At 60.4% G+C, this 16364-nt stretch carries 21 protein-coding genes; 5 read left to right on the top strand and 16 right to left on the bottom strand.

Translation table 11 applies throughout. The features are described from left to right. Positions 1-122 precede the first annotated feature (122 nt). Both MNR02_RS06835 and MNR02_RS06830 read left to right on the top strand, forming a co-directional pair. Positions 123-434, top strand: a complete 312-nt coding sequence (locus MNR02_RS06835) for a hypothetical protein (protein ID WP_241948580.1) — start codon at positions 123-125, stop codon at positions 432-434. Positions 435-461: 27 nt separating this feature from the next. Further along, on the top strand, positions 462-860 hold the full coding sequence (locus MNR02_RS06830; protein WP_241598652.1) for a hypothetical protein: 399 nt from the start codon (positions 462-464) through the stop codon (positions 858-860). A gap of 40 nt (positions 861-900) precedes the next feature. Here MNR02_RS06830 and MNR02_RS06825 read toward each other — a convergent pair whose 3' ends face one another. Then, positions 901-1818, bottom strand: a complete 918-nt coding sequence (locus tag MNR02_RS06825) for a LysR family transcriptional regulator (protein ID WP_241948579.1) — start codon at positions 1816-1818, stop codon at positions 901-903. Between the two features lie 117 nt (positions 1819-1935). Between MNR02_RS06825 and MNR02_RS06820 the strand changes: the two genes are divergently transcribed. After that, the gene (locus tag MNR02_RS06820) at positions 1936-2154 is read left to right on the top strand and encodes a hypothetical protein (protein ID WP_241948578.1); all 219 of its coding nucleotides are present in this window, start codon (positions 1936-1938) and stop codon (positions 2152-2154) included. A 103-nt stretch (positions 2155-2257) separates the two neighbouring features. Continuing rightward, on the top strand, positions 2258-2473 hold the full coding sequence (locus tag MNR02_RS06815; RefSeq protein WP_241948577.1) for a hypothetical protein: 216 nt from the start codon (positions 2258-2260) through the stop codon (positions 2471-2473). Positions 2474-2559: 86 nt separating this feature from the next. On the opposite strand, the gene MNR02_RS06810 is transcribed toward MNR02_RS06815, so the two are convergent. Beyond that, a complete protein-coding gene (locus MNR02_RS06810) occupies positions 2560-3168 on the bottom strand; it encodes a GNAT family N-acetyltransferase (RefSeq protein ID WP_241948576.1) in 609 nt (202 codons plus the stop codon). Positions 3169-3456: 288 nt separating this feature from the next. On the opposite strand from MNR02_RS06810, the gene MNR02_RS06805 reads away from it, so the two are divergent. Next, on the top strand, positions 3457-4464 hold the full coding sequence (locus tag MNR02_RS06805) for a GlxA family transcriptional regulator (protein WP_134649479.1): 1008 nt from the start codon (positions 3457-3459) through the stop codon (positions 4462-4464). Positions 4465-4510: 46 nt separating this feature from the next. Here MNR02_RS06805 and MNR02_RS06800 read toward each other — a convergent pair whose 3' ends face one another. The 14 genes from MNR02_RS06800 to MNR02_RS06735 form a co-directional block, all read right to left on the bottom strand. Next, positions 4511-5833 carry a diguanylate cyclase gene (locus tag MNR02_RS06800; protein ID WP_241598643.1) on the bottom strand — a complete coding sequence of 441 codons (1323 nt, stop codon included), beginning with the start codon at positions 5831-5833 and terminating at the stop codon, positions 4511-4513. A 128-nt stretch (positions 5834-5961) separates the two neighbouring features. Then, the gene (locus MNR02_RS06795; RefSeq protein WP_241948575.1) at positions 5962-6789 is read right to left on the bottom strand and encodes a response regulator; all 828 of its coding nucleotides are present in this window, start codon (positions 6787-6789) and stop codon (positions 5962-5964) included. 97 nt (positions 6790-6886) lie between these two features. Beyond that, the gene (locus MNR02_RS06790; RefSeq protein ID WP_370879898.1) at positions 6887-7141 is read right to left on the bottom strand and encodes a hypothetical protein; all 255 of its coding nucleotides are present in this window, start codon (positions 7139-7141) and stop codon (positions 6887-6889) included. A 140-nt stretch (positions 7142-7281) separates the two neighbouring features. Next, complete coding sequence (locus MNR02_RS06785) at positions 7282-9759, bottom strand: mechanosensitive ion channel family protein (RefSeq protein WP_241948574.1); 2478 nt, start codon at positions 9757-9759, stop codon at positions 7282-7284. Positions 9760-9861: 102 nt separating this feature from the next. After that, positions 9862-10413 (bottom strand): DUF924 family protein, encoded by a 552-nt coding sequence (locus MNR02_RS06780; protein WP_241598622.1) that lies wholly within the window; start codon positions 10411-10413, stop codon positions 9862-9864. 85 nt (positions 10414-10498) lie between these two features. Further along, entirely contained in the window at positions 10499-11554 is a 1056-nt protein-coding gene (locus tag MNR02_RS06775; protein WP_241948573.1) for an acyltransferase, read from the bottom strand. 508 nt (positions 11555-12062) lie between these two features. Beyond that, positions 12063-12458, bottom strand: a complete 396-nt coding sequence (locus MNR02_RS06770) for a DUF1515 family protein (RefSeq protein ID WP_241948572.1) — start codon at positions 12456-12458, stop codon at positions 12063-12065. A 78-nt stretch (positions 12459-12536) separates the two neighbouring features. Then, positions 12537-12782: a hypothetical protein gene (locus MNR02_RS06765; RefSeq protein WP_241948571.1), complete on the bottom strand. Its 246-nt coding sequence runs from the start codon at positions 12780-12782 to the stop codon at positions 12537-12539. Then, positions 12779-13030, bottom strand: coding sequence for a hypothetical protein (locus MNR02_RS06760; protein WP_241948570.1), 252 nt, complete (start codon positions 13028-13030; stop codon positions 12779-12781). Before MNR02_RS06760 ends, MNR02_RS06765 begins: the two co-directional genes overlap by 4 nt. Before the next feature lie 5 nt (positions 13031-13035). Next, complete coding sequence (locus MNR02_RS06755) at positions 13036-13860, bottom strand: glycoside hydrolase family 19 protein (RefSeq protein ID WP_241948569.1); 825 nt, start codon at positions 13858-13860, stop codon at positions 13036-13038. 51 nt (positions 13861-13911) lie between these two features. Beyond that, the gene (locus MNR02_RS06750) at positions 13912-14193 is read right to left on the bottom strand and encodes a hypothetical protein (RefSeq protein WP_241948568.1); all 282 of its coding nucleotides are present in this window, start codon (positions 14191-14193) and stop codon (positions 13912-13914) included. A gap of 17 nt (positions 14194-14210) precedes the next feature. Continuing rightward, positions 14211-14675 carry a hypothetical protein gene (locus MNR02_RS06745; protein ID WP_241948567.1) on the bottom strand — a complete coding sequence of 155 codons (465 nt, stop codon included), beginning with the start codon at positions 14673-14675 and terminating at the stop codon, positions 14211-14213. After that, on the bottom strand, positions 14672-15436 hold the full coding sequence (locus MNR02_RS06740; RefSeq protein ID WP_241948566.1) for a hypothetical protein: 765 nt from the start codon (positions 15434-15436) through the stop codon (positions 14672-14674). The genes MNR02_RS06745 and MNR02_RS06740 overlap by 4 nt, the downstream gene beginning before the upstream one ends. A gap of 12 nt (positions 15437-15448) precedes the next feature. Continuing rightward, entirely contained in the window at positions 15449-16351 is a 903-nt protein-coding gene (locus MNR02_RS06735) for a hypothetical protein (RefSeq protein WP_241948565.1), read from the bottom strand. Positions 16352-16364 lie beyond the last annotated feature (13 nt).

The raw sequence follows: 16364 nt of genomic DNA, 5'->3' as shown, positions 1-16364 counted from the left end.
ATTCTGTTTTGTTTTCGGCGGTTTATCGGCATGGTGTGCGAATGGATCGAGGCCGTCATGCGTCGGTCGTGCATCTATCGTGCGGTCATCGCGGCTGCGCTGCCATTCACGAAAGCATCTTCATGTCGCTCGCCCGCCCTGCCGCGCTTTGCCTCGTCCTGCTTTCCGTAAGCAGCCTTTCTGCGAGCGCCCAGGAGGACTATCCGTTTACCGGGGAATGGAACTGCGACGGAGCCCCCTTCGTCTTCACCTCCACGGTGTACAGCACCGGCGACGACGACTTTACCATTCAGGAAGTTCAGGAGGGCTCCGACGGCTCCTATACGCTGTTCCTTACGGACGAGGTCTACATCACGCTCTCGGAGATCACGGACGACACGTTGTCCTTCTCCTCGTCCGAAAGCAACCGTACCATGAGCTGCCGCCGATACTGACGCGCAGCCATTCCCGAAAGATAGTCCATGACCAGCAGACAGCTTCTCATCCTGACCCTTTCCCTTGTGCTCGCCTCACCGGCCCTTGCGGACAGCTATTCGGCCATCAGCAACACCGCGATGTCGATTACGGGCGACATCGAGTTCGACGATTTCGGCATCACCTTCGAGAACGGCAAGAAGATCACCTTCGACCAGCTTGTCGGCGATACGTTTGTTGTCGGCGGGGAAACGGTAAATGCCTCTGTCTATAGCGTCGCCGATCCGGAGGACCCGGTTCTGCTCAACGGCAACCGGTTGTGCGGCGAGCCCGTGACCTATGTCGCCTCCTGGGGAGACGCAAGCACGACAACGGTCGCGGTCTTCTCGACACAGGACGTCCCGTCGAGCGACGCGGATATGTGCGCGTCCTACACCTACGAGTAAAACGAGGCCGGGGCACGAGCCCCGACCGTCCGACCCGAGATCAGCAGGCGACCTGGAGCATCTCCATGGGCCGCCGCTCGATACGGGCGAAGGCAGCGCGGATGTAGTCTGCGACTGCTTGCGCGGGCGCGTCCAGGTCCTCGTTGACAACGAGGCCGATGAGATAGTGGCCGAGGTCCGGCAGGCCATCCTTCTCTCCGAGCGCCACCATGTCATCACCAACCAGAAAGCGTGCGAGGGGCGCAACGGCGAGGTCGGCGCGAATGGCTGCGCGCTGGCCCATATGGTGCGCGCAGAAATAGGCGACGCGGAAATCACGCCCCGACCGGCTCAACTCTTCCAGAGCGCGTGCGCGCCAGATGCAGCCCTCTTCCCACACGGACACCGGGAGGGGATTCTTCAGATGGGCATTGCCGCAATTCTTGCCCGCCCAGACCAGCTGCTCCTTCAACAGGATCTCGCCGGGAACAGGAAGCGTGCCGTCGGTCGCATTGAAGATTGCCAGATCCAGACGCCGCTCGGCGACCGCGCGGCGCAGGTTGCTGCTGGTCTCGATCGACACGTTGACGGCGATGGACGGATAGGTCTCGGCAAAGCGCCGCAGCACTTCCGGCAGTATCAGTTCACCGACATCGTCAGGCGCGCCGAGACGCACGACGCCATTCATTTCGGGCATCATGAAACGTGAGACCGCTTCATTGCTGAGCGCGATCAGCCGGCGCGCATAGGACAGGAGCACCTCGCCCTGGTGGGTGAGCACGACCGAGCGGGCATCGCGGCGAAACAGCGAGCAGCCCAGCATCTCCTCCAGTTTCTTGATCTGCATGGAGACGGCAGAGGGCGTGCGATGCACGGTCTCGGCGGCGGTCGTGAAGTTCCCGGTCTCGGCGATCGCCACGAACGTCCGCAGGATATCCAGTTCGAGCAGCGGTAGGGTCTGACGCATCAACAGGTTCATGGCCAATCTCCATGGATCAGAAAAAATGAATTCAAAGCTCATTTCATTTCGTTTGATTGAAGACCCGGCGAGGCGGATAGTCAACGGGTAAACAAACGAACATGAGGAAAAAACGCCATGAAAAGCGAAAAACTCCATGCATTCGGCGGCGAGATTGCCGTTCGCATCCGCGGAAATGGATTTTATTACGCCATCCAGCGTTTTGTGAATGAGAGGATCCAGGCCCGTCGCCGACGCATCTCCGCGCATCATACGGCTTGGGAAATGGCGCAGCTGCCCGACTATCTCAAGCAGGATATCCAGTGGCCACCGACCGCAGACCATGAAGAATGCTGATCAATCGGATCAAATATATTCGTTTGATTGATGCATCAGGTTGCGGCACAGTCTCAATATGGTCGCGACCTTTCGGAACTCCCAAGCACGAAAGGAACCTAACATGACACTCATACTGGAACATCGGCAGGCACGGCGCGCGACTGGCGCCCGGTTCGGTCACACCTTCGCGCATTTCATCCGCGACCTCTCCGGGCGGATCGTCTCCGCATGGGAACGCAGCCGGCTGGAGCGTGAACTGGAAAGCATGCCCTATGACCTGCGCAAGGATATCGGCTTCCGCTCAGCGCCCAAGACAGCGACACAGTCGACACGATGAGGGCAGACTGTAACGGCGCCATGCCGCATATCGACCAAGCCTAAGCCGCCGGCTCTGACTTTGAACGTCAAGCCGGCGGTTTTGCATCAGGCCCGCAGGATCGGCACCTGGGGCGCCGCGGTGTCCGGCAAAACGCCGGTCAGTCGCGGATCGTCGAAGACCTCGACCTGCCGCTTCACCGGCACAAAACCCGAGCGAATGTAGAAATTCAGCGCCTGTGGCGAATCGAGCGTGCAGGTGTGGACCCAGAAGCGCCCGATCGGCGCATGTCCCTCCTGCGACCAGGCGCGCGCGATCGCCCGGTTCATCAACCAGCGCCCCGTGCCGTTCCCGACCATGGCGGGGGTAAGGCCGAAAAACGCAAGTTCGCAGGCCCCCTCTTCGCGGAAATCCAGCTCCAGCAAGCCTTCGGCGCGCCCGTCCTTCATCACCGCGTAGATTTCGACGTCGGGATGGGTGAGGATGGCGGTGAGATCCGCTTCCGCCATTCTCAGCCGCGAATCCCAAAGCCAATCGGTGCCGACACGGGCGTATAGATCGCGATACCATGCGGTATCAGGCCTTTCGAAACGCGCAAGCGTCACGGCGGGCTGTTCAGGGTCATGGCCACGTTGCGGCGACGTTCGCATTTCGAGGTGCGTCACCACTGTCGCGAGCTTTCCCGCGGGCACATCCGAATATCCATCTGGCAGCATCTGTCGCCTCTCTTTCGATGGCTGCTTTTCTCGCCGTGTCGGACGGTGTTGTCAAACAGCTGCATTTGCCGAAATACCATCGTCGCAATCCGGCCAGGGCGCAGACGGCGTCGCAAATACGCAACCGATGGGCTTTTGTCATAATTTCGCCGGAAGACGCTGACATCCCAGCGATACGGCATACACTCCGGTCGCAACCATCCCTATTCCTGTCGCAAAAATACTAGCGCGACGGCCGGATTGCCTGCGACGATTGCGACATTCCGCCTCACCAGCATGGACACGCCGATGAACAAGCAAGACGTCAAGAAGCGCTCTCTCGTTTTCTTTCTCGTGCCCAACTTTTCCATGCTGCCCTTCTCGGCGGCAATCGAGACGTTGCGCATCGCCAACCGCATGCTCGGCTACGAGGCCTACACCTGGCGCCTCGCTTCCACGGATGGCCAGCAGGTGCTGTCCTCCAGCGGCATCGGCATCGAGGTAAATTCTTCCCTCGCCGACGAGCGCAAGCATCTCGGTGGCGAGAACCGCCCCTCCATGGTGCTGGTCTGTTCGGGCATTTATGTGGAGGATTTCTCCAACAAATCGGTCAATGCCTGGCTGCGCGAAGTCTACAACCGCGGCATCGCCGTGGGCTCGCTCTGTACCGGCGCCCATGTGCTGGCGCAGGCTGGTCTGCTTTCCGGCAAGCGTTGCGCCATCCATTGGGAGAACCTGCCGGGCTTCGCCGAAGCATTCCCGCAGGCCGACGTCTATGCCGATCTCTATGAAATCGACGGCAACATCTATACCTGCGCCGGCGGCACGGCTTCGCTCGACATGATGCTCAACCTGATCGATCAGGATTTTGGCGAAAACCTCGTCAACCGCGTCTGCGAACAGGCCCTCACCGACCGCGTGCGCGGCCCACACGACCGCCAGCGCCTGCCGCTGCGCGCCCGCCTCGGCGTGCAGAACGCCAAGGTGCTGTCGATCATCGAACTGATGGAAAAGAACCTCTCCGAGCCGCTCTCGCTGCTGGAGATCGCCGATGGTGCGGACCTGTCGCGCCGCCAGATCGAGCGTCTTTTCCGCCAGGAAATGGGCCGCTCGCCCGCCCGGTACTATCTGGAAATCCGGCTTGACCGTGCCCGCCACTTGCTGGTGCAGTCTTCCATGCCGGTCGTGGAAGTTGCAGTCGCCTGCGGCTTCGTCTCGGCCTCGCACTTTTCCAAGTGCTACCGCGAACTTTACAACCGCTCGCCCCAGCAGGAGCGCGCCGAACGCAAGTTGACGCTGTCGGCCATCGCACGCTGACCCAAAGTTCTTGGAATGCATGATATCCCCGCCCCTGTGGCGGGGATCAGCTTGCCAGCGCCTTCATCAGGGACAGTTCGGAGAACACCCGGTTACGGCCGGCATGCTTGGCCATGTAGAGAAACTGGTCGGCAGCATTCAGATAGTTGTCGAAGGCTTCACGGTCGGAAATGACCGCAAGGCCGACAGAGACGGTGATCGTCAACGGCTCGCCATCGGCATCAATCGGCTGGGCTGCGATTTCCTGGCGCAGCCGCTCGCAATAGTCCAGCGCCTCGTCGAGTCCCAAGCCATTGAAGATGAGGCCGAATTCCTCCCCGCCGAGGCGGGCCAGAAGATGCCGGTCGCTCACGCGATGTTTCAGACGCCGCGCGATGGCCTTCAGCACGACATCGCCGACCTCATGGCCATAGGTATCGTTCAAGCGCTTGAAATGGTCGATGTCGAGAATGGCGATCGACATCAGCTCACCACGCCGCAGTGCCTGCTCGACGAGGCGCGGGCCCGCCTCGAAGAAATACCGGCGATTATAGATGTCGGTCAGGTAGTCGCGCGCGGCGATGCGATGCAGCGACTGCACACGCTTCTGGATCGCCGCGACATGGAAGATGCGGCTGTTGAATTCCTCGATAAGGAAGGGCTTCTGGATATATTCGTCGCCGCCGGCCCGTAGGAAACGTGCGGCAACCATGCGGTCTTCGGATTGGGCGAGCCCCACCACACGCACCGTATCGTCGCCGTGGCGCTTGCGGATTTCGCTGAGCAGATCGAACCCGCTCATGTCGGAAAGCGCGATGTCGCAGACCACCATGTCGATACCGCCATGCGTATCAAGCGCCTCCAGCGCGGCGGCGCCCGTTTCGACGGCTATGATCTGGAAACGCTGCTTGGCGATGAGGCTGACCTGCTTCTCCAGACTTTCCGGATCGGAATCGACAACGAGAACCTGCGTCTTGCCGCTGGTCAGGATACGATCGACCGCCAAAACGAGCTGCTGGATCGCCGCCGGATTGTCCTTCACGACATAGTCCAGCACGTTCTTGGCGAGGATCTGGTCGCGCGTCGCGTCGCTGAACGAGCCGGTGAAGACGAGCGGGGCGATGCCCTTCGAGATCACATAGTCGAGCGCTTCACAATTCGGCGCATCAGGAAGGTTGAGATCGAGAACGGCGAGCGCGAATTCCGGCGCATCGCCCTGGAAGATGGACCGGACCGCCGCCATGCTGGAGCAGTGGGTTACATCGAGGCCGAGCTCCTTTTCGAGCCGGTACTTGAGGGCCGTGGAAAACATGCGCGAATCTTCCACGAGCAGCACCTTCTGGCCGGTATGACGCAGAAATGCCGGTCCTCGCTGCGGATTCGAATCCACGTCCACGCTTCCCCTACCCCGATGACACTTTCATCTGCGGGTATTACAACCCACACGCTTTACCAAGTCGTTAATCCGGCCATAAATATCTCACGTTACGTGAGGCAAACCGCCGGCAAAATGCAGGCTCAGCCGGCCATCTTGAATTGCGCGCTCTTGATCTGCGCAAGCGTGTCGAGGTTCTGGTTAACGCGGCAGTAGAACTCCTCGTCGATGAAGGGCCGCATGATGAAATCATTGCCGCCGGCCTTGAGAAACCGCGCGGAAAGCAGCCTGTCCGTCGATGACGAGATGCCGATGATGCGCAGCTGATGCGAGCCGATGGTGCTGCGGATTCGCCGCGTCAGCTCGAAACCGTCGATGTCAGGCATGTTGTAATCGGTGATCATCAGCCCGATGTCCGGGTTCGCCTTGAGGAGCGCGAGGGCTGCCGCGCCGTTCTCCGCCACACTGACGCGGAAGTTGTAGCGCTTGAGGCGCGTGGAAAGGAGCGCACGCGCCGTTGCGCTGTCATCGACGATCAGCACGTGATGATTGTGATTGGTCAGGAAGCGGCAGACCGACTCGGCCAGCATGTCCACCGCGAAGATGTTGTCCTTCAGGATGTAGTCGACGATCTCCTTGGACAGAAGCTGGTCGCGCGTCGTCTGCTGGAAGGTGCCGGTAAACACGATGGTGGGTATGGAGAGGTCGACGAGGTAATTCAGCGCCTCGCCATTCTCCGCGCCCGGAAGGTTGATGTTGGAGATCGCCAGCGTGATCTTCTCGCTGGACTTGTCATAGGCAAGCTCGAGTTCCTCGAAGCTGCGGCAGATCTCCACGTCGATATCGAACAGCTCCTTGAGCCGTTTCGAGATCATGGATGTGAAGACGTTGGAATCCTCGGCAACGATGATGCGATGATGCGAGAGAGACGCGCCGGAATACTGCATCCCGGAAATGCCGATGAACCCCATGATCTGCCTTCTTACGTAGATTTTCCCCACGTTAAGGCGTAGATGCATCCCTTTGAGAAAGCGTTAAATTATCGTCGTGGGAAACCACAGTCGCGGTCTATTTGACCAGCGCCTCGCCGCCCTTGATTTCGACCTCTTCGCCGCCGCCGAGCGCAATGCGGTCGCCGTTCGGCATGGTGACGAAACAGCCGGCCGGGCAGATCGTTTCCGTCGCGCCCGGCTCCAGCGCGATCTCCATGCGGCTGCCGTCCTCGACGACCACCAGCACCTGCGTCTCGGCGTCCTTGTTCGTCACGGAGGCGGCAACGGCCTGCGCAGTCATTGCGGCCGACACGAGCAGCATCATGATCATTCGCTTCATCTTTGCCCGGCGCAACGCGCCGCCCCTCTTCACACGCCCTGGAGAACACTATCGCTCCCCGGCGGGATTTGCATGTGTTTTATGCGGGGACGGCTGAATGCAGCGTGAATGCGGCATTCATGTGCCACAAATCAGGCGTCGGGCGTGTCCTGAGCCGGCTTGCGGTTGCGCGCTCCAGCCGGCTTCGCCAGCTTTTCCGTCGCCTGTTCGAGAAGCGTCGAGAGAAGGAGAGCGCCCTCCGGCGAAATCTTGACCGGCACCTCGGGGGCTGCGGGCCCGGACATCGCGATTCCATCGGCGCGGAAGCGCTCAAGGATGGCGGCACGCAACTCGGATTTCACGGCCGTTCCGTTGAGGATGTCGGCAAGGAAGGCGCGGACCTCGAAATCCAGCGTTGCGGCGGAAAAGGCCTGGAAGACGACCACCGGCTCGGGGTTGCGCAAAAGCCCCTGCTGGCCGCGGACAACATCGGCGATGATCTCCTGCACCTGGCGGGGATCGTTGCCGGCGTGGACGCTGAGGGCGATATCGATACGGCCGAGCTTGTTGCGATGCGTCCAGTTGCCGACCTGACCGTTGATCAGCACCGAATTGGGAACGATCACGGTCTGGCGCTGGAACGTCTCGATCTCCGTCGCACGCACCGAAATGCGCCGCACGAAGCCTTCCGTCGTTCCCGCCACCACCCAGTCCCCCACCTTGAACGGGCGCTCGGCCAGCAGGATGAGGCCTGAGACGAAGTTCGACACGATGTTCTGCAGACCGAAACCGATACCGAGCGAGAGGGCACCGGCGACGAGCGCGAGACTGGAGAGGTTGATCCCCGCCGCCGATATGCCGATGAGTCCGGCAAGCGCCACGCCCGCATAGCCAACCGCGGTGCGCACGGAGTTGCGCACGCCCGCATCCACCTGGCTTCGCGCAAGCACGTTGCCGTCCACCCACTTCTGGAACCAGCGCGTGACGACGAAGCCGACCGCGAAGAGCACGATACCGGCAAGAATGCCGACCAGCGATATCGTGATGCTGCCGATGCGGATTTCCGTGAAGATGCGATAGGCCCAGGACTCGATATCGGCAATCTGGAAGCCCCACTGCAGGAAAATCATCGGCAGGAAGAGGACGATGATCAGCAGGTAAATGCTCAAGCCGGATACCAGCCCGATCTGGTCGAGCACGATCGGACTAAGCCCGAAGCGCTCCTCCAGCCGCTTGCCGACGGCCGTCGCACCAAAGGCATTGGTCGCAGATACGGCGCGGCCGGAGAGAAAGCCGATATACATCGTCACGATGATCGCGCCCGTCACGACGATCTGCGCCGCCACGAAACGCGCCAGGCCCACATAGCCGAGCAGCGATGCCAGGATGAGGCCGAGGCCAGTCAGGACAAGCAGCACGAAAACCGAACGCGGCCACTGATGGCCTTGCGTCTCCGGTGCTTCTCCGCGCCGCAGGACGGGCTGCACAAAGGCCGTGACGAGAAGCAGTAAGCCGATGATGATGGAGGCGAAGAAGCTCTTGACCACGGTCAGGATGACCGGGGAGCCAAGCGTTTCGCTGATCGCGCCCAGGAAGTAGTCGGCACCGTTGACAATGGCCATGCTGAAGATCAGCAGCCAGAGAAGACGCGCGCCGTGATCGGAAACACGCACCAGTCGCCAGTTCCCGTCGCCGGGCGACAGCACGGCATTGGCAAGCTGGGCCACGAAAAAGATCGCGACCATGACGGCGAGCGCCACGGCAAGCATCGGAGCGGTATCAGGGCGAAGGACCTTGAACGCATCCAGGAAGAAATAGCTGGTGCCGGCGAAAGCGCCGGCGGCGGCCGTTGGAAGGACCGTGGACCAGAAGGCCACGGAAAGCCGCGTGATGTAGTGCGGCTTCTCCTGCTGGGCGACGCGCGTAATGTAGGGCGAAAACAGCCGGTAACTGCCCGTGAGCAGCACAAGGGCCGCCATCAGCGAGAGAGACACTGCGGCGAGCAGCTGCAAACGCTTGAACTTCCACACGAACTGGAGCCAGGCCGTTACCGTTCGCTGCAACGTGCGTGCTTCCGCATCGATGGCGGTGGCCGCATCGCTGAAAAGCTCGGGGGTGATTTCCGTGCGCTTCAGCAGCGCTTCGCTGAACAGCTGCCGCCGGATTTCGGTAATCCGGTTGGAAAGCTTCGTCGCCTCGATGGAGAGATTTTCGGCCTCCCCCGTCATCGCGTTGATCTGGTTGCGTTCGGCCGAGAGCTTCTTGCGCTCATCGACCACGACCCCCGCTTCAGCCGGCTCGCCTTCCGCAGGCGGGTCGCCGAGTTCCGTCTGCCGGGCCTTGATGGCGTCGAGCCGCGGACGCAGCGCCACCGAGATCGCCAGAATCGAACGGTTGAGCGTCTCCGCCTCGACCTTCAGGTCGACAAGGCGGTTATCGTCGGCCTGGTAGGCGTCCACCTGCTTGCGAATATCGTCGAGCTGCTTGCCGGCGGTGTTGAGGCTGTCATTCGCCTGATCCAGCTGCGTGCCCACATCCGTCGCGACCGCCGGGGCCGTCTGAGCACCGGCCGGGGAAACGGCCAGCACGAAAACCGCAAGAAGAACGGACAGAAGACGGGAGATCGGCAACGGGCCATCCTCACTGAACGGAAACAGGCGACTTCGCAGGCGCGCGAACGAACACCCTTCTAGCCATGAATGCGGCCATTTTAAATGGGCATGCCCCGGCGTCTAGAAACCCGCATCCGGCTGGGCGAGATAGATTTCCTCCTGCGGCGTCGAGGCACGACCGAGATAGGCGTTGCGATGGGGAAAGCGGCCGAACTCGGCGATGACGTCGCGATGGCGGATGGCGTAGTCGAGATACATCGCATCGCCATGCGCCTCGAACAGCTGCACTGAGCGATCCTGGTCGGCCAGCGCTTCGGAATGTTCGAACGGCATGTAGAAGAAGTGGCGGCGCCCGTAATCGACTGCCTGGTCCGCCCCGGCCTCAAGGGCCAGCTGCGCTTCCCTGAGCGCCAGCCAGTCGGTCGCGAAGGCCATAGGCGATGCGCGGTACATGTTGCGCGGGAACTGGTCGAGCACGATGATGGCGGCCAGCCGTGCCTCGGCGCTCGCACGCCATTCAGGCCCGACGCCCCGCGACAACGCCAGATGCGTCGCGGCGAATTGCTCGTGGACCCATGCATCGAGTTCCGGCGTCGAGTTCCACCAGTTCTCGGCCGTCAGCGTATCGCACCAGTACGAAACCACCTCTTCCGGTCGCCGGATATCATTCATGCCAGATCCTCCATTCGGTTGAGGAGGCAATATGGTGAATAAGCCCTGCGAGGCAAGAGCGTTACCGGTCTTCGGCACGATAGCGCTAGGCGATCTGCTGCCTTCTCTGCCTGCGGCCAGTCAGTGCACGAAGCCCCTTCGTCATTGGCTTTTCGACCAGAACGTAGGTCAGACAGCCCGCCGTCACCACCGCAGCCATGGCGAACGGACGATAGATTAGTTGCTGAGCAATCGGCGAGAGCGGGATGCGCGACAGCACGAAACCACAGGCGGACAGCACGATCGTGTGGGTCATGTAGATCGAATAGGAGGCGTTCCCGAGAAAATGCATGATCCGGCTGTGACGCAGGGCACCCGCGCGCTCAAGATACATGCTGCCGCAAACGATCATGGCGGCGGGAATACCCCAGATGACGGTGCGATCGACATCCTGGACATAAGGCTCGAATGCGGCTGAAAGCACCAGCCCTGCAAGGCCACCGGCAACCAGCAGTGCCGAGGGCAGGATGCCGATCCGCCCTGTAGTCCTGTAGCCTGCCGCGATCACCAGGCCGAACAGGAACTCAAGCAGATAGGGCTCCGTGTAGAACGACAAGGGCCCGGTCGGCCGCAGGATCGCTCCTGCGAGGACCAGCACCCCGAAGACAACGGCAACCGCTAGGATCCGCAGGCGCACCGCAAACAAGAGCGCGACGCTGAACAGCAGGTAGAAAAACATCTCCGCATTGATCGTCCAGCCAGGCACGAAGACCGGGTAGAGATGTCCGCTCAGATCGGGATGTTCCCACGGAATGAACAGCAGCGACGCTGCAAGGTGCGGTCCATCGAAGTGCCCGTTGTTCACCGCCCAGGGAAACGCGAACATGATGGTCGCGATGAACAGCGTGATCAGGATGTACATCGGCACGATGCGCACCGCTCGCTTTAGCAGAAAATCGCCCGGCGTCAGATCCCTGTCCACCGTCGAAAGCCACATCACCACGCCGGAAATGACAAAAAAGATGTCCACGCCCGAGCCGAAAACCTGCGGCGACCATCCGTGATAACCAAGGCGGATCAACGGTGCCTGATAGTGAACGATCACGACCATCAGCGCGGCAACGGCTCGCAGATACTGAATAGAACGAAGCTCGTTCGACATAAAACACAATCCTGATTGTTCAGCGCCGCAATGGCCAGAACGTCAGATTGTTCGCCTTCCCGTTTCAGGCAAGTGAAATTACACAACCAACGGGAAATGCCAGGTAGCATGGTAAATTCGACGACCAGCGCGGAATCCGGCGCGAGGTTCCGTCCTTTTCAGGCACACATCTGTCACGGCTTTTGAAACAGATTTGACAGCCACGACGCGTCCGTCTCCCCACCCGCCAGGTAGTCAAGAGCATAAACGACAAAGGCGCCCTAAGGCGCCTTGGACTTGTTCATTTTAAAAGGAAGCGCGTTGGTAGAAATGCGCTAAGTAATTGAATTTGGTGGGTGATCACGGGCTCGAACCGTGGACCCGCTGATTAAGAGTCTCGTGACCTTTATTGATTTGCCTTAGCCAAACTTCAAACCGAATCTGATTTGGCGTCCTCTGAATCAATGGGTTACGGGCAATCTCCAAACCAAGATATGGCCTTCGGAGTGCCCGCGCAAGAGGCCTTGCACTAGCGTGCCCCTACCCAGGCCATCAGCGATGAGCCGAATTTCGTCACGATGAAGGTGAGCGCCGAGGCTCCTATCCCAACGATGGCGAGGGCCCCTATCCCGCGCTGCCGCCACATCTGGATTTCCTCCACGACCGGCTTCATCTCCTTCACATCTTCCTGAACGCCGTTGACGGTGGATTCAACCTTTCCCATGCGGTCGGCCTGGTCATCCATCCGCCGATGCATCGAGGCACGGCTGACATCGGATTTCTCTTCTGACCGTCGCATCGTCTCGAGGATCATGTCCACCTTGGCAGTGAGCATTCCGATTTCGCGCTGCATCGTTCCGTCATCCGCCGCCATGTCTACCAGCACCCTGCCCGCTTGCCATCTGCATTGATCGAAGCCACCCATTGCGCGACGGGACGATCCTCAAAGATCACGGCTCTCGTCTCGCTCTTCAGCGTCGGCGGCTTCCTGAGAACGTCGCAGCTATTCACAGCGACCGTCGTTGAGCACCCCGCCAAGAGCGCGGCACAGATCATCATCGGACATGCCCGATACCATTTCATCGGTCAGCTTCCTTTCGCGGAGGATTTCGACGGTCTTTTCGAGAGCGGCGGTAGCAGCCGCAGTCTTTCCGGCCCGAACGCCGTACAGATAGGCAGGAGCGGCGAAGAGGGCGGCGCCGAGGATCGCCCCGGCGCCGATCTTGAGCGAATCGAGGAGGCCGATCATTTGGCCGCGACCTTCTTGGCCTGCACTTCCGGATCACCTGCGAGCACGGCCGGCCGGGGGCGCATCCAGATATTGAGCAGGAACACCCCGGCAAGAAACCAGCGCTGCCACTCGCGCGGGACGATGGCAAGGATCTCGGGGGAGTTGGCAATCTCGGGTAAAACGACGGCGAGAGCCAGCAGACCGTTGACGATCCATGTGCGCCAGCGGGCAAGCGCCGTGGCGAGTTTCGAAACAAGCGCTTTCATGATGATCACCCACACATGAAGCCGAACCAGGAGCACGGCAGGTTGGAGAGATAGGCGCAGGCGGCTGCGATGAGCGCGATGATCCCGGCCCCTGCGACGGCACCCGGCGAGACAGGCTTGCTTTCGGGGGTGGTGCCCAAATCGGTCTCTTTCGCGCTGGGGGCGCTGGGTTCTGAGGGTTTCGGGGCGATTCCAGAAGCAGGCTTTTTCGGGCTGTAGCCGGCGGCCACAAGCGCACGTTCGAACGCCTTGGCATAGCCGGCGATCAGCGCGGCTTTGTCCGTGCCATTCACGATCCGGCGAGCGCCCTCATAATCGGCCCGGCCGTCGCTGATGTAGTCGGAGAGCGACTTGTTCGTGAAGCTGCCAAGCTCCATGCCGACGAACAGGATATTGACCGCCGTGGAAAGCTCCAGCGCCTTCGAAGGGTCCTTCACCAGATCGACGCCAATAAGCAGACCGAGTCTCTGATAGTTCTCCTTGTGGGTGATCTGGACGAGACCACGGCCGAACCAGGACTTGCCTTCCGCGTCCCTGCGCCAGTATGGGGTCTTGACCCATGTCAGCTTGCCGGCCTTCCACGCCTTCTCCAGCGCGGCGATGGCGCCGGCATCGGTCTTCGCCAGCGTCTCGCGTACGGCCTGCATCGTATGAGCGGATTCGTGGTAGGCCGTGGCGAGGACGTAGGCCAATTGCTCAAGGAGTATGCCCCGGCGCTCGCCTTCGTCAAGAATGGCTTCCGTCCCTTCAACCTGTGAAAGGCTGATAGACGTGCCGAAAACGCCGGACGCGCGCTGGCGGGCCGACGCAAAGAATGCGGAGCGGTTCATGGTGAGTTTCCTGTGGGAGAGGTTAGGCCGTGAACCGGCCGGGAGGCCTTGTCAGGCGTAGGTAAGAACTTCAGTGGGCGTGTGCGTCGGCGCGGCCTTGAAGGCATTCACCGCCGTCTGCGTGAGAGATGCCGTGGACTGCACCACGATGCCATCGGTGAAGTCGGCGGCGATGACCGTCCCGCTCGGAATGCTGTCCCAGACCCAGACCTTATGGCCGGCCGGCCCACCTGGTTCGTTTTTCAGGCGCTGATGGATCGTGATGCCTTCGGCGCCGGGTACGCAGGTCCAGACCTCCAGAACAGAGGCGCGTTCAAGAATAAGCTTGCTCATGTCCATTTCCTTTTCCTTTAGACGCTGTAGAGGGAGAAGCCGAAAGAGGCCGGGGTGATGAGAGTGCCGCCAGCGTGGTCGCGGATTTCAAGCATGGCGTAATCGCCGCCCCACTCGGTTATTTCGATGCTGACGCCGTTGTTCGGGATGAGGTAGGGCGCGGTTTCGCCAAGGTTCTCGCTCAAAATCGCGAGGAAGGTGCCGGTATCCATCAGCATCATCGCCGCTACGCGATACGAACCGCCGATTACCTGCACTACGTCGTCAACGACAGGGACACGAAGAGCGCAGGCAACACGGACGGGTTCAGTCTGAACCGGTTCAGGAGCCGGTACAGCCCCCCACTCTTCCGCCGCGATGTCCCATACTTGACGGGCGTCGTCTGGCGGGTTTGGCACTTCAATTGAGCCAGATGGTGGGTTGGTGTCCCAGCTTCCCAAATAAGAACCATTCTCGGCGACATAGTACTTGATGGAACTCATGCCCAAGCCCTCACTACCATCTGAACGTTGGAGTTCGACACTGTCGATGCGGCACCCGTATTGTTGTCGACGATGATGAAGGCTCCGCCAGCGTTGTTGCTGAAACGACCTCTCAACTCAGTGCTGCCTACGGAGCGAATGTTATAACCCGTATTGCCCGTACCCCATTGCCCAGATCCGGACAGGCCTATGTGAATGACGTCCCCAACGGCGAAACCAAGAAAAGCAGTGCCGACAACGAGTTCAACAGCCACTAGCTTCGGCGCAGAGCCCAATCCATGTGTAAGCGTAAACGTGCCATTGGTGACAACAGCGAATGGAGAGCTGACATATTCCTTCGTGAACATGGGCGTTGCCAATGCCACGTTGCTGTCTGGCATAGTCAGAACGCGGTCAGCGGTCAGCGCAGTGGTGTTGAACGTCAGGGCTCTCGGTGTGCCTGCGGCGTTGAAGAGCTTGAACGTTGCCGAGGCAAACTGCGCATTGGCAATCGTTCTTGCGGTTTTGAATATGGACGACAGCAGGCCCGTAAGAGTGCCGCGCTTAGTGTCGCTGTCGGTCAGATAGACCAATTCGTCAGTGTCATCGAAAGTGTTGTCTGACGGTGACGAAGATATGGCGCTCTGGATGTCTCCGGCGTCAAGAAGTCCAAGCATTTGATCGACAGAAAGGCGTACAGTTGCGCCGTCCTTCATGGCCGGCAGTTCGTGATCTCTTGAAGGCGTTGCGGTCGCGTCTAGCGCGTCAATTCTGATGCCCATAACGATCCCCGATCAAGCCAATGCCGTGAGACGAAGCACGTTGTTTGCACTGTCGCCAAAATCGAGCATGACAGAGGCCAACACGCCGTAACGGGTAGTGGTCAAAGTAATGCTCTCATCCGCATCAGAGAATGATTGATTGAAGCTCTTCATGTCCCATGTGACGATCGGGGTCGGGGATCGAGACCAGTTGAGTGCCGGGAAGGATACCGAGGTCGTGGCTCCATTGCCGGTCTGCGGGAACCCGAAGTTAGACGTGACGACTTGAGCCCGAAGCGTGTTCTTGTTCGTCAGGTTCGTAATTGTCGGCACGTTCGAGGAGTTGGTCTGGATGCGTGCGACCAGCATATCGTCATGCGTGCTGTCGAATGCGGCGTTGCTCTCTGCGGCGACGGTCGGGTTATAGCCAGTGTCGGCCAGATCCTTGAGCACGAAGCCGCCTGTGGGGCTCCAGCGGAGGTGATACATCTTGCTCAAGACCGTGGCGAGATCCGTCTGCACGGTCGTATACGTGCGAATGCCGCGATGTAGGATGGTCGCAGAGGCCGGAATGCGGATGTTACCCGTGCCGAGATCGGTCACGGCAATCACGCCGTTGTTCGTCGTCACCTCGGGGAAGATCGGAAGGCGTGCCTGTGCCTGGCTGAAGAGGACAAACTGCGAGGTGTCACCGCCGCCTGTTGCTGCAGCGATCATCGCTTGAATTGCCTGTAGGACTGTCGTGTCATCCTCCTCGGTCCCGGCGATGCCACCTTCATCTTGGATGGCCTTGAGTTCGGCCTCAATGCGACCGAAAAGCCGGTTGAAAAGCGTGAGATCAGCCGGGCCGCAAGTGAAGCCATCGGCTTGCTCATCGACTGAGGGCGAACGGTTTACACCGCCCACCGAAGAGAACGGAGGGGTGAAATCAGCCATGGGGCTTCCCTTT

The organism is Shinella sp. H4-D48, from assembly GCF_022637395.1.
Taxonomy (GTDB): Bacteria; Pseudomonadota; Alphaproteobacteria; order Rhizobiales; family Rhizobiaceae; genus Shinella; species Shinella sedimenti.
The sequence above is the reverse complement of the archived record's forward strand: the minus strand, read 5'-3'. Positions and strand labels throughout refer to the sequence as shown.